The 13,002-nt window shown below is 62.6% G+C and carries 14 protein-coding genes; 6 read left to right on the top strand and 8 right to left on the bottom strand.

Annotated features, from left to right (window positions below; translation table 11 throughout):
- Nucleotides 1-169: 169 nt before the first annotated feature.
- The 4 genes from ACRCSW_RS24050 to ACRCSW_RS24035 all read left to right on the top strand — a co-directional run bounded on the left by ACRCSW_RS24050 (nucleotide 170) and on the right by ACRCSW_RS24035 (nucleotide 2,562).
- Entirely contained in the window at nucleotides 170-808 is a 639-nt protein-coding gene (locus tag ACRCSW_RS24050) for a hypothetical protein (protein WP_438708184.1), read from the top strand.
- 10 nt (nucleotides 809-818) lie between these two features.
- Nucleotides 819-1,433, top strand: coding sequence for a thermonuclease family protein (locus ACRCSW_RS24045; RefSeq protein ID WP_438708183.1), 615 nt, complete (start codon nucleotides 819-821; stop codon nucleotides 1,431-1,433).
- Between the two features lie 12 nt (nucleotides 1,434-1,445).
- On the top strand, nucleotides 1,446-1,937 hold the full coding sequence (locus ACRCSW_RS24040) for a hypothetical protein (RefSeq protein ID WP_438708182.1): 492 nt from the start codon (nucleotides 1,446-1,448) through the stop codon (nucleotides 1,935-1,937).
- A gap of 184 nt (nucleotides 1,938-2,121) precedes the next feature.
- A complete protein-coding gene (locus ACRCSW_RS24035; RefSeq protein WP_438708181.1) occupies nucleotides 2,122-2,562 on the top strand; it encodes a helix-turn-helix domain-containing protein in 441 nt (146 codons plus the stop codon).
- Here the strand turns inward: ACRCSW_RS24035 and ACRCSW_RS24030 are convergent.
- Together ACRCSW_RS24030 and ACRCSW_RS24025 are read right to left on the bottom strand one after the other, a co-directional pair.
- Complete coding sequence (locus tag ACRCSW_RS24030) at nucleotides 2,499-3,062, bottom strand: hypothetical protein (protein ID WP_438708180.1); 564 nt, start codon at nucleotides 3,060-3,062, stop codon at nucleotides 2,499-2,501. The two genes, ACRCSW_RS24035 and ACRCSW_RS24030, sit on opposite strands and share 64 nt — an antisense overlap.
- Nucleotides 3,043-4,362 carry a hypothetical protein gene (locus tag ACRCSW_RS24025; RefSeq protein ID WP_438708179.1) on the bottom strand — a complete coding sequence of 440 codons (1,320 nt, stop codon included), beginning with the start codon at nucleotides 4,360-4,362 and terminating at the stop codon, nucleotides 3,043-3,045. The genes ACRCSW_RS24030 and ACRCSW_RS24025 overlap by 20 nt, the downstream gene beginning before the upstream one ends.
- A gap of 248 nt (nucleotides 4,363-4,610) precedes the next feature.
- Between ACRCSW_RS24025 and ACRCSW_RS24020 the strand changes: the two genes are divergently transcribed.
- Complete coding sequence (locus tag ACRCSW_RS24020) at nucleotides 4,611-4,826, top strand: helix-turn-helix transcriptional regulator (protein WP_438708178.1); 216 nt, start codon at nucleotides 4,611-4,613, stop codon at nucleotides 4,824-4,826.
- Here ACRCSW_RS24020 and ACRCSW_RS24015 read toward each other — a convergent pair.
- From ACRCSW_RS24015 to ACRCSW_RS24000, 4 genes are all read right to left on the bottom strand, one after another.
- Nucleotides 4,809-5,060 (bottom strand): helix-turn-helix domain-containing protein, encoded by a 252-nt coding sequence (locus ACRCSW_RS24015; RefSeq protein ID WP_438708177.1) that lies wholly within the window; start codon nucleotides 5,058-5,060, stop codon nucleotides 4,809-4,811. The two genes, ACRCSW_RS24020 and ACRCSW_RS24015, sit on opposite strands and share 18 nt — an antisense overlap.
- Nucleotides 5,061-5,432: 372 nt before the next feature.
- Complete coding sequence (locus ACRCSW_RS24010) at nucleotides 5,433-6,788, bottom strand: TRAP transporter large permease (RefSeq protein WP_438708176.1); 1,356 nt, start codon at nucleotides 6,786-6,788, stop codon at nucleotides 5,433-5,435.
- A 51-nt stretch (nucleotides 6,789-6,839) separates the two neighbouring features.
- A complete protein-coding gene (locus ACRCSW_RS24005; protein ID WP_438708175.1) occupies nucleotides 6,840-7,403 on the bottom strand; it encodes a TRAP transporter small permease subunit in 564 nt (187 codons plus the stop codon).
- Nucleotides 7,404-7,419: 16 nt separating this feature from the next.
- A complete protein-coding gene (locus ACRCSW_RS24000) occupies nucleotides 7,420-8,487 on the bottom strand; it encodes a TRAP transporter substrate-binding protein (protein ID WP_438708174.1) in 1,068 nt (355 codons plus the stop codon).
- 163 nt (nucleotides 8,488-8,650) lie between these two features.
- Here ACRCSW_RS24000 and ACRCSW_RS23995 point away from each other — a divergent pair, with 163 nt between their 5' ends.
- A complete protein-coding gene (locus ACRCSW_RS23995) occupies nucleotides 8,651-9,574 on the top strand; it encodes a LysR family transcriptional regulator (RefSeq protein WP_438708173.1) in 924 nt (307 codons plus the stop codon).
- A 57-nt stretch (nucleotides 9,575-9,631) separates the two neighbouring features.
- Here the strand turns inward: ACRCSW_RS23995 and ACRCSW_RS23990 are convergent, their stop codons facing one another.
- Nucleotides 9,632-11,305, bottom strand: a complete 1,674-nt coding sequence (locus ACRCSW_RS23990) for a GMC family oxidoreductase (RefSeq protein WP_438708172.1) — start codon at nucleotides 11,303-11,305, stop codon at nucleotides 9,632-9,634.
- Nucleotides 11,306-11,336: 31 nt separating this feature from the next.
- Entirely contained in the window at nucleotides 11,337-12,854 is a 1,518-nt protein-coding gene (locus tag ACRCSW_RS23985; protein ID WP_438708171.1) for a CoA-acylating methylmalonate-semialdehyde dehydrogenase, read from the bottom strand.
- Nucleotides 12,855-13,002 lie beyond the last annotated feature (148 nt).

Genomic DNA, 13,002 nt, shown 5'->3' with positions numbered 1-13,002 from the left:
AGGCAAGGAACGGCACGAGGGAGCCCGCAAGGACTGCCTCGCCGGAGAGCCGAAGCCGCCGGGGGAATGGATCTGAGTGGCGGGTTGAAACGCGCATCGGATTCCCCTTTCGCTGCTTTCATAAAACTGATAAAACAGTTCTGTCAATCACCAAATCGAGTCCATGGCCATGCGCGCATTCTGGGGGCAAACAGCGATTTTCGTGGCGATAGCCAGCTTTTTTGTCACGCAGGACGTTCGTGCGCAGGCCCTTGGTGATCCTGATCAATCATATCTGTCGCGCTATCAAGCCGGGCATGCGCATGTCGCCGTGGTCGAATACCTGGACGCCGCAGGGGCACGCGTCGAAGGCCAGCGCACCTTCACGGCGGACAAACCGTTCCGGGCGGGGCAGGGGGCGACAATCCCGCTTTCGGGCCTGACGCTTCGGCTCCACGGGATCGAGGCCTGTCCGACCGATCGCGTCATCGAGGTCGCGGTTTACGAGGGCCCATGCAGCGGCGCGCTGACGGAATACTTGAACGGCGAACTCAAGGCCGCGCCGATCATCCTTTGCCGGGCCTTCGCGTCCGAGCAACAGAAGCCGGTGCAGGACGTGACCTGCTGGAACCGCTACCGCCTCGGACCAGTCGATATCGTCAACCACACGGAATCCGCCCTGCTCGAAACGGGCGCTGCGCGCCTCATCCGCGACGACAAAGGCGCCCCCATCCGGCCGGAACTGGAGCCGGCCGAGGCCAAGGCCCGCGCCAAGGGTTCGATCATCTGGAACCCCAGGGCTGGCGTGCCGCCGCCCAAGGCCCCGTGAGGAGGGGACGATGGGCATTCGGTCCCGAGCGTTCGCCCAACCCGGCCTTCTCGCGGTCGGAGCTCTGTCCGCCGCTATGGTGCTTGGACTGCTCCAGGCCGACCACATCCGCGCGCAGACCGCCGCGCCAACAATCGCCATTCCGGCTGATGCGACCTTTCTCAACGGCGACAGCTGGCAGGCGTCGGCGTCACCTGGTTCGGCAACGAACAGCTACCGTCTCTACGGTGTCCAGTCGTGTCTGCGCGGCACATCGGTCATGGCGGAGGGTCAGCGTCGGGACTGCGGCGAGATCTCCATGGTCTATCTCGCGGGTCTGGCGCGGCTCGGCCGCCCGCAATGCCGCGCCGTCGCCGAAAGCACCTCGCCCCGCCAGACGCTGGTGATCTGCCGCGCCACATTGGGCCAGCAAGAGGTCGATCTCGGCCAGGCCATGATCGCCGTGGGGTTCGCCTTTGCGGCCTATGCGCCAAACGGCGAGCCCGTCGCCCTTGCCTATGTCGCGGCGGAGGAACTCGCCCGCAAGGAGAAGGCGGGTCTGTGGCGGTACGCTGACTTGCCGCATCCGACGCCGATCCTGCTGGGGGCGCTGAAGCAGCGCGGGAGCATTCCTCGCGCAAACTGAAGGAGACCACCCATGAAAACCGCTCTCCAGACCATCGCAGCCGCGGCACTGGCCTGCGCCCCGTCCGCCGTGAAAGCCCAGGACGCGAGCTTCGGCTGCAAGGTACTGCTCTGCGCGGCCGCGACCAATCCATCGTGGCAAGGGATCGCCTATTGCGTGCCGATCATGCAGACGCTCATAAGCCTGATGGGCAAAAAAGGGTTCTCTTGGCCGCCGTGCCCGGAAGCCAAGACTGGAGCGCCGGGACACGAACCGCATGCGGAATGCCCGGCTGGAGCGACGGCCGTCACCACCACGAACGAAGGCCAGCCCGCGCCGATGTGCGCGCGGCCGACTCCGATGAACGCCGCGTTCGGCAAGGCGGATCCCGCGTCGCTCGACGCGGAGTCGCTGAAGCAGCGGTACGAGCTGACGCCCCGGCCGCTGCGCGACAAGCCTTACTATTTCGAGATGCCGCGGGCCGACGGGCAGGGAACGGAGCGGGTGTATTTCAGCTTGCAGTGAGAGCCCGCAGAGCGATGCAACGGGGCCGCCCGAGCCACATGAGTCCAAAGTAGGATGCGGGCCGTCAATATATCGGCGCATTCCAGAGGTTTTCTTTCCCCGTAGATCAGATAAAGCAATCCTGATGAAGGGCTGCTGACGGATCGGCAGAACGCCAAAGACCGTCATTCTCGGGGATCGCCGTATGCCAAAGTTGAAGCCGAGCGAGGCCGAGCTGGCCGCCAGCCCGCTGACGCGGGTGCTCGCCGTCGAATTCGCCCGGCTCGCGCTGGAGAAGAACCGGACCATCGATGAGATCAACGAGCGCTCCGGTCTGGGTGTCTCCACCCTTCTCGACATCCTCCATCGCCGGGCCAACCCCACATTGATGGTGATCGAACGCCTGGCCCGCGCGCTGGACGTCACGCCGGAGCGGCTGCTTCGGATCGGCATGCCGCTGGAGCGCTACGACCTCAGAGCCATCCGGGGCCGCAACGAGAAGGATCCTGGCAAAGGCTATGTGCGTGCCCTGAGATCTCTCGCCGATACGAACCACGTGCTGCCTGACGATGATGAGCCAGATCACTCCCAAGGCCCGGGCATGAAGGGTGGCAGGGTCGGCAGCATCATCGACCGCGATCGGTAGCTGGCAGATTCGGGAACAGGGGCAAAAAGGACGCGATGCCGCGCCTTGAGATGGGCATCGGCCTCGAAGAATCCTCCGAATGGCTTCCAGTCGTAGCGGCCCCTCGAGAGTGACCGACGTGCCGGATCGTTGACGACTTCCACGTAGAGCCACGGTGCCCCAGGCTGCTTTGGAGGGTAGATCGCGACCCCTTGCTCTGACAGTCGCGATGGCCTGGCGCTCAAGACCTGAAGACGCTCGCTGATGGGCTCGACCGGCGAGAATTGCACCATTTCATGGAGGAGGGTTTGGCAGACCTCCTTGGTCTCGCCCTCGGTTTCGCAAAAGAAGATGACTTCCTGCGCTTGGGCAGAAGCCGTCCCTTTGGGCAGCAGGCAGAGAATGATTTCCGGCCAGCCAGGCGCCAGTTCTTCATAGTAGAAGATTCCAGGCTGCCGGGATGGATCCCACGACCTCACGGCAGCACTGCCATTTGGCCGCCTATGGGAAGAGCGCGGCATTGTCAGCTCCCCAGCTTTTGGTTGCACTGCGGACCCTCGGCGTGAGCGGCGCGCCATAGATCGCATCGATCAACCACCCGGCCTGCATGCGCGCATCGCCCTCAAGGGTAGATCTCGGCACGGTGAGAAGCCGTCCAAAGAGACCCTGACACTCATCGTCATGCATGCACGGGTTCGTGTCCGCATGCTGGACGGCAAGGCGTTCCATGGATGCGGTTGCTGTGTTGGCCAGGGTCATCACGAAGGGTGGCCGTACGAAGCTGTTTGCGGTTTCAATATCGAACAGCGGCTTCTCGATCGTGACCGCGAGTGACGGAAAGCGAATCCTGCAATTCTGCTGAAATGCGAGCAGAGCGCCAAGAAGCTGGCGCTCATCCGTGCTCTCCACCGGAACCAGTCGGCTTACGGTGTAAACGGGCTGCGCGAAGGCGCGGACGGGTACGATGGCATCGCGCTTCGGATCGACAACCCCGGCGAGCATGAACAGGAACGGCGGTCCAGCACGGTGTGCCGCTGCCGACATGAACCCGACGTCAACTTCGCAAGCGATATGTCCTGCGGCGGTCGACAATATCCTGCCGTCGGCGGCGCGCGCCAACCCGACCATGATGGCTTGAGGCTGCTCGTGACCCCTGAAGCGCGGCCAGACGGCCAGTGCTTTCGCATGCCACGCCGAGTGTGCTTCGACGTCTCCCGGATAGGTCGAGAGGACTTCGTCCAATCGCACCTCGGCGGCGACCTGAACCTTCCGCGCCGCCCGGCGCAGAGCTGCAAGCTGTCCGGTCAGGGACGACGGTTCCGTCAGCGACGCAGCCGCTTCGACCCTGTTTAATCCAGCGATCTCGATCAGCCGCCAGAGTTCGATGGCAAGTCTTGGCGCATGTCGCGCGCTTGCCTGTCGACCTGCGCAAGCATGATCTTGATCTGAAGCCCTTCGAATGCGGAGAAGGTGGCAGATCGCCTCTGCGGCAGGGCGGACGCGCAGGGCGGATGGTCTGCTGTCGCCCGGCAGGGGAGGGGGCTCCCCAAAGGGACAACCTGGGGCATGCGGGGCTCGCAGCGTCAGCCGGCGCAGGTAATAGGTTTCGCCCAAACGGGCGGGCGCCAGAAGCGGTCCGTCGGGATGACAGGAGCAGCGCAGCCAGCCGTGCTGGACCCGGATGTCACGAATAATGGCTCTTGCGCCGTGCCGCTCCGCATCATTCGCCGAACCGGCATGAAGGCGCATCAGCGCATTTGTGGCTGACGCGTCTAGCACTCCGCGAATATGGGCGGGATCGGACCTGTCCACGATCTGCATGGCGGGAACCCCGTCATGGAGCGGCTCCCGGACGCACCATAGCGCGGGTCGCCGCCGTGCAGGGCCGACGGTTCAACGCCAACCCCGTGCAACAACTCCATACATATGATAAGGTAATTCTGTGGCAAAGACCCATTTGTCTGTGAAATAATCGGCACCGTGCCGAGGCGCATGTCGAATACCTAGTATACTAGGTGGCGCTTTCGTCCCGCCGATTGTGCCTCGTCAACATGAGTTTGACGAGCACAGTGGCGACCAACTTGCGGCGATTGCGGAATGCGAAAGGCCTGACGCAGGAAGCGCTGGCTGAGCGCGCGGAAGTCAACCGCAACTATATCGGGATGATCGAGGGCGAGAAGAACTCCCCGACAATCAAAACGATGGAGAAACTTGCGCGAGCGCTCGACGTCGATCCGCATGAGTTCTTCGCGCAGCCCGGGAAAGCGTCACGGTCCGACGATTGAAGTTCGGCGGCGCCGGCCGACCTTGAGCATCGGAACATCGCCACTTGGTTCCGCCATTGGCCGATAGAGCAGCAACTGTTCGATCGACAGATCCAGCGCCTGTGCGATCTCCTCCATGACGAGCACGCTGAGATTCTGCTCCGCACGCGCCACGGATCGGAGGAACGACTTGCTCAGACCCGTGCGCGCCGAAAGTTGCTGGATCGAAAGACCGCGGGCGTCAAGGACGCGCAACAGCTGCCGCGAAAGCCTCGGGAGCAGGCTGCTGGTCTCGATTGTGATGGTCCTCTGTCGCCGCCCCATTCCCCAGTCGCCTGATCATGGATCGCCGGGTGGCGGGTCTGGAGGAAAAGAAGGCCCGACGCCTTCGCAGACGCCGGGCCAGATCAGCAGCCGCGGTCTCGGGAGGAAACGCGCGCGGCCCGCTGAACCCGGCGGGGAGGGAAGCGCCGAGAGTTCAAGTATGTCAGCCAAGTGTGGCCAGTGAACGATCATGCCTGTCCTGGTCTGTCGTCAGCGCATCGACGCTGTCTGATACGAGCATCATATCTACAAAGAACGCGCCTTGTTAAGCCATTGATTCGCATAAGGAAAATTATGGAACGCTTATCCATACATTTTCTTCGGCAGCCATGTGATGATCTCGGGAAACACGAAACAGAGCACGACCGCCAGCAACTGTATGATCACGAATGGGATGATGCCGACGTAAATGTGCTTTGTCGTGATCTCCTTTGGCACCACTCCCTTCAGATAGAAGAGCGAGAAGCCAACCGGCGGCGTCAGGAATGAGGTCTGAAGCATCACCGCCAGCACGACGAGGAACCAGACCATGTCGAAGTTAAGCGCCTTGATGACCGGGGCCACCAGCGGAAGGATGATAAGCACGATCTCCAGCCAGTCCAGGAAGAAGCCCGCGATGAAGGAGATAAACAGGATGAAGATAACGATGCCATTGGGGCCGAAAGGCAGGCCCTTCAGCGCATCGGCGATCAGCTCATCTCCGCCCAGCATCCTCAGCACGAAGGCGAAGATCGTGGCGCCGATGAAAATGCCGAAGATGAAGCAGGTTGTCAGCGTCGTCTCACGGCCGACCTGACGGACGACCTTGAGGTCCAACTTCTTGTTGATGGCGGCGAGCAGTGTGGCACCGAAGGCGCCGATGCCTGAGGCTTCCGTTGGCGTCGCGATGCCAAAGAAAATCGCGCCTAGAACGGCGAGGATGAGGCTCGCTGTCGGAACAGTGGCGAGAACCGCCTGCCAGATCTCCTTGCCCGTTAGTGGCGGCGCGTCTGGCGGAGGCGGCACCTTGGACGGCGTGAAAATGCCGACGAGGATGACGTAGACGATGTACATCACGCCAAGCATCACGCCGGGGATCAGGGCACCCATGAACAGATCGCCGACCGACACTGAGATCTGGTCCGCCATCAGCACCAGCATGATCGACGGTGGAATAAGAATGCCGAGCGTGCCTGACGCTGCTACGACGCCGGCCGAAAGCTCCTTCGAGTAGCGGCTCTGCATCATGATTGGGATCGAAAGCGTGGCGAGCAGCACCACAGAGGCGCCGACGATGCCGGTGGAGGCCGCCAGGATGACGCCGATCAGGATCACGGTGATGGCGAGGCCGCCGCGCAACCGCCCGAAGACTTTGACGAAATTCATCATCATTAGCTCGGCGACGCCCGATCGGTCGAGCATGAGGCCCATGTAGACGAACATGGGCAGCGACACGAGCACCCAGTTCGACATCACCGAGTCTATTCGATCGATGATGGAGCCGAATTTCTGCCAACCCGTGAGAAGGAAGGTATCGACGCCGATACCATTCAGAACCAGTGCGGTCGAACCCACCAGAAGTGACAGGCCGCCCAAAAGCCATGCGATGGGGTAACCCGTGAACAGCGAGCCGATGAAGCTCAGCATGAAGATGATGACGATGATTTCGTAAACCGGCACGACGCCCACTCCCCGTATTTTTTGTAAAGATGCCGCGTAAGGCCCGGTTGTTCAGCGTGGAGCCTGCAGCGCCAGCCAAACCCGCGAAAGGCGTGAGAGGCCGGCGAGGCCCAGTAGGACGAAGCTGGTAATGATGAACGACTTGAGCGCCCAGCGGAAAGGCAGTCCATCCGGCGCGGCCGACACTTCGCTCAATTGCCACGACGTCATGACAAACGGAATGGCGAACCAGAGGATGATGGCGCACATCGGCAGCAGGAAGATCAGGATGCCGAAGAGCTCGACCCACAGACGCCGGCGCTGGGGCCAATGCTCGGCCGCGACGTCGATGCGCACATGACGCTCGGCGATCTCGGTGAAGGCAAGGCCCAGCATGAAGCCGATGGCGAAGAGATGCCACTGCATCTCCTCCATCTTGATCGAACCGATCGAGAAGACGTAACGCAGGACGACCTGCGCCACGATCAGCAGCATGAGCGCCGTCCAGAGCCACGACGCGGCCTCTCCGAACCAGGTGATCACTTTGTCCACTCCCCGCGAGAAAGCGGTGGTCGGAAGGACGAGGCCGGAAGGTCCCGCTTGCGCGGATCCTGTGGTCGATGCGGCGTTGCTCATGGTCGTGTGTCTTCGCTTAGCGCTTGAAGTCGCGCGGCAGATAGCCAAACTCATGCCACTTGGCGTTCTGCGTCTGGAAGGCTGTCATGCTGTCGAGCACGCGCTTGAACATCGCATCCTTCGCAGCCTCCTCGGCCAGCACTTCATCGGTCGCCTTCTTGAAGGCGGCAAGGAGTTCGGGGCTGACCTTGCGGGCATTGACGCCGTCCTTCTCGAACTTGTCGAGCATGGCGCCCTGCAGCGCCTCCGCCTTGGCGAGCGCCTGCGCCACGCCGGCTGTGCAGGTCATTTCGATAATCGCTTGCGTTGCAGGCTTCAGCCGGTTCCACTGGTCGAGATTGACGTAGAGATACTGGTTGGTCGACGGCTGGTGCCAGCCGGGCAGGTAGTAATATTTGGCGACCTTGTGGAAGCCGAGTTGTTCATCGACAGTCGGCAGCGAGAATTCAGTGCCGTCCAGAACTCCCTTCTCCAGGGCCTGGAACAGCTCGCCAGCAGGGAGCAGCGTTACCGAGGCGCCAACCTTCTGGTAGACTCGTCCGCCCAGGCCGGCGGCGCGGAATTTCAGGCCCTGCAGGTCAGCGACGGTGTTGATCTCCTTGCGGAACCAGCCGGCCGCCTCCGGACTGATCGTGCCGCAGAAGATCGGATACACCTTGTGCGGCGCGAAGACCTCCTTCAGGAGCTTGTCGCCGCCGCCATGGTACATCCACGCGGTGAACTGCGGGCTCTCCATGCCGAACGGCACGGCGCCGAAGAGAGCAGAGGCTGGCACCTTGCCGATTTCGTAGCCCATCCAGCTATAACCCGCTTCGACTTTGCCCTGGCTGACAGAGTCGAACACGGCGAGCGCCGGGATCAGCTTGCCCGGCTCGAAAATCTGCATCCGGATCCGCCCGCCCGAGACGCGCTCAAGCTGCTGGCTGACCCACGGCATGGTGTCGCCAAGTGCGACGAGGTTCGAACCGAACGCCATCGGGATGCCCCAACGAACGGTGTCGATTTCTTGCGCCTTCGCCGGCGCCGTTGAGGTCAGCATTCCCGCAGCCAGTCCGGCCACCAGCACGTTTTTCCAAGCCTTCATCGTTTTCTCCCGAGATCTTTGTGTTTGCGAAAGTCGTAGCGCCTTCCGTCGTCTGAAACAGACGCGTCAGACGTTTGGAACCGCCACAAACTTGACATCTTCAGGTTTGCACCGTTCATTCTTAAGCGGAAATAGGCGGTATCCGCGAAACGGATGCGCAAAAATGATCGAGGAAAGCGACTTTGGAGCAGCATTTGTGAGTGGCGACTGGAACGACTTGAAATACTTCCTGGCGATGGTCCGACATGGAAGGCTGACCGCCGCGGCCCGCCAGCTCGGCGTGAACCACTCCACGGTCGAGCGCAGGATCACGGCGCTTGAAAAAGCGCTGTCGGCCAAACTCTTCGAAAGGCCGCCGAGCGGCTTTGAATTGACGGCAAAAGGTCAGGAGCTTGTGCCGTTCGCTGAAGAGATCGAGTCTCGATGGCTCGTTGCGGCATCGGAGATTTCCGGGGCGGATGTAACGCTCTCTGGCAGCGTCCGCATCGGAGCGCCGGACGGGCTTGGCATGTATTTTCTGGCAAGGCGGCTCGCTGACTTGTCCGTCCGATATCCGGAGCTCGACCTCGAACTCGTCGCGATGCCGCAGGTATTGAACCCTTCCAAACGGGAGGCTGATATCGCAGTCGGTTTCACGCGGCCGATGCAAGGCCATCTGACCAGTCGGAAACTTACGGACTACACGCTGAGCCTTTACGCCACGACCGGGTACCTAGAGGCTTGCGGCGCGCCCGGAGATGTCACCGAACTGCGCGGCAGTTCGATGATCGGCTACATCAAGGATTTGATCTTCGTGAAGGAGCTGGACTATCTCAGCGATATCGACGCAGGCCTCCAGCCAAGGCTGACCAGCACCAACATCGTCGCCCAGCAAATCATGGCCTTGCAGGGTCATGGCATCGCCGTGCTGCCGGATTTCATGGCCCGGCAAAGTCCGGAACTCCAACTCGTGCTGCCCGACGTGAAGCTGACGCGATCCTATTACATCAGCTACAGCAATAGCCTCGCTAACTTGCTGCGCATCCGCACCGTCATCGACGCGATGATGGACTGGGTGCGAGAAGCGCGGCAACAACTCTTGCGGTAGCGTAGCGACAATTCACACATTGCATCGCCATTGAGTTCCGAACAGCAACAGCTATGGTCAGGCGACCAATTTCGCTTCCGCGACCGGCTGCGTCTCCATCGCCATACGCCGCCGATCCTCAATCGCCATCTCTGCGCCCTTCGCCCCAATCATAATGGTCGGCGTGTTGGTGTTACCGGAGGTGATGGAGGGCATGATGGAGGCGTCGATGACGCGAAGGGCGTCGAGGCCGATGAGCCGCAGGCGTTCATCGACCACGGCCGACGGGTCGGAGGGCAAGCCCATCTTCGCCGTGCCAACCGGGTGGAAGATGGTGGTGCCGATGTCGCCGGCAGCCTTAGCGAGCGACGCATCATCATCGCCGACGGAGGGGCCGGGCAGGTATTCCTCTGGCCGGTAGCCCTGCATGGCCGGTTGCCGCATCAGCTGCCGCGTGACGCGGATGGCGTCGGCTGCGACGCGGCGGTCCTCGTCGGTCGAGAGATAGGCCGGCGCGATGACGGGCTTCGCTTCGGGATCGGCGGAGCGCAGCCGGATCTCGCCGCGTGAGGTTGGGCGCAGGTTGCAGGCGCTGACCGTGATCGCCGGGAAGCGGTGCAGCGGATCGCCAAACCTATCGAGCGAAAGCGGCTGCACGTGGAACTGGATGTTCGCCCGATCATGGTCTGTCGATGAGGTGGTGAAGATCCCGAGCTGGCTCGGCGCCATCGTCAGCGGGCCGCGCTGGAACAGCGCGAACTCCGCCCCCATCCATGCGCGCTTGATCAGGTTGTGGTAGGTCTCATTCAGCGTCTTCACGCCATGGACCTTGTAGATCGCGCGCTGCTGGAGGTGGTCCTGCAGATTGCGACCAACGCCCGGCTTGTGCAGCACCGTCTTGACACCATGCTCCGTGAGCCATTCCTGAGGGCCGACGCCAGAGCGCTGAAGGATGGTAGGGCTGGCGACCGCGCCAGCGCTCAGGATCACCTCGCCTTGCGTGCGCACCTCGAACGTCTCGTTCCCGCGCCGGATGCGCACGCCGACAGCGCGGTTGCTCTCGATGATCACCTTGTCGACCAACACCCCTGTCTCCAGGCGCAGGTTCGGGCGGGAAAGTGCGGGCTTCAGGAAGCCCCGCGCCGCCGACCAACGGAAGCCGCGCTTCTGGTTGACGTGGAAGTAGCCCACGCCGGTGTTGTCGCCGGTGTTGAAGTCCCGCGTCGCCGGCACGCCCATCTCGACCGCGGCCTTCGCCACGCTGTCGAGCACATCCCAACGCAAGCGTGGTTCCTCCACGCGCCATTCGCCGCCTGCCTTGTGATGCTCGGTGTCGCCCATGAAGTGATCGTCGAGCGCGCGGAAGGTGCCGAACACTTCGTCGGAACCCCACCCTGTCAGACCGAGCTGTCGCCAGTGGTCATAATCCGCCCGCTGTCCGCGCATCGAAATCATGGCGTTGATGGCCGACGAGCCGCCGATCACCTTGCCGCGCGGATACTTGAGCGAGCGGCCGTTGAGCCCCGGCTCCTTCTCCGTCTCGAACATCCAATCCGAGCGCGGATTGCCGATGGCGAAGAGATAGCCGACCGGAATGTGGAACCAAACCCAACTGTCTGGCCCTCCCCCCTCCAGCACAAGCACGCGCACCGACGGATCGGCGGACAGCCGGTTCGCCAACACGCAGCCGGCCGAGCCCGCGCCAACGACAATGTAATCGTAGTCGCCTTCCAACTGGCGGATCATGGTCATCGCGACACCTTCGCCCTAGCTGCCCAATTGCTCACCGCGCGACTGGCATGGAAAACTCAGGGCCCTTAGGCGTGCTTTCGGGCCAGCGCTGCATGATCGACTTCTGCTTGGTGTAGAAGCGCACGCCCTCCTCGCCATAAGCATGGGTGTCGCCGAACAGGCTTTTCTTCCACCCCCCGAAGCCGTGCCAGGCCATCGGCACCGGGATCGGCACGTTGACGCCTACCATGCCGACCTGCACGCGCCGCCCGAACTCGCGTGCCGTGTTGCCGTCGGCGGTGAAGAGCGAGACGCCGTTGCCGAACTCGTGCGCATTGATGAGATGCAGCGCCTCCTCGAAGGTCTTGACGCGCAGGCACGACAGCACCGGCCCGAAGATCTCGTCACGATAGATCGTCATGTCCGGCTTCACATGGTCGAACAGCGTCGCGCCAAGGAAGAAGCCGTCCTCGCGGCCCTTGACCGAGAAGCCGCGACCGTCGACCAGGAGCTTCGCTCCTTCCGCCACACCCTTGTCGATGTAGCCGCCGATGCGTGCCTTGGCGGCGGCTGTCACGATCGGCCCCATTTCGGGATCGTCGAGGCCGTCGCCAATCTTTAGCGCTTCGGCCTTGGCCTTAAGCTTCGGCATGACCTTGTCGGCCGCGTCTCCCACCAGGATCGCGACCGAGACCGCCATGCAGCGCTCGCCCGCCGAGCCATAGGCCGCACCGATCAGCGCGTCGACCGCCTTGTCGATGTCGGCGTCCGGCATAACCACCAGATGGTTCTTGGCCCCGCCCAGGGCCTGCACCCGCTTGCCGGTCCGCGCGCCAGTCTCGTAGATGATGTTGGCGATCGGCGTGGAGCCCACGAAAGAGACGGCGGCGATGTCCGGGTGCGCGAGGATTGCGTCCACCGCCTCCTTGTCGCCCTGCACCACGTTGAACACGCCGGCCGGGAAGCCCGCCTCGCGGAACAGATCCGCCACCATCAGCGACGGCGTCGGGTCGAGCGGCGAGGGCTTGAGGATGAAGGTATTGCCCGCCGCGATCGCCACGGGATACATCCAGGCCGGCACCATCACGGGGAAATTGAACGGCGTGATGCCGGCGACGACGCCGAGCGGCTGGCGGAACGTCCAGTTGTCGATGCCAGTCGAAACCTGGTCGGTGAAGTCACCTTTGAGCAACTGAGGAATGCCGCAGGCGAACTCGATCACGTCAATGGCGCGCTCGACCTCGCCCTTGGCGTCCGAGATCACCTTGCCATGCTCGGCGGTGATCGCCTTCGCCAGATCCGTCTTGCGCTCATTGAACAGCGCCAGCAACCGGTTCATCAGCCGCGCCCGGCGGATCGGCGGCATGTCCGCCCAGGCCGGGAACGCCACTTTTGCAGCCTGCACTGCCGCATCCACATCCGCCGCGTTCGACAGGCCGACATGCGAGGTGACGACGCCCGTCGCGGGGTTGAAAACATCCTGTCGGCGGCTGGAGGACGGCGCGACGCGCTTGCCCCCGATTTCGTTGGCGATTATGTCGACCGTAGAGAGCGGGACAGGCTGGTTCATGTATGGTTCCTCAGGCAGGCGGGAGATCAAAAACGCCCAAGCGGGGTTGGGTGCGTGGCTGTTCACTGCTCACTTGTCCATGAGGTCAGCAACGTCCAGTAGGCTCACACGCGAAAGCGTTGCGCAAATTCAAGCCGACATCTGTTTG

The organism is Tabrizicola sp. (genome assembly GCF_051645465.1).
In the GTDB taxonomy this organism is placed as follows: Bacteria; Pseudomonadota; Alphaproteobacteria; order Rhodobacterales; family Rhodobacteraceae; genus Tabrizicola.
Note: the sequence above shows the minus strand (reverse complement) of the source record. Positions and strands in the feature narration are given on the sequence as shown.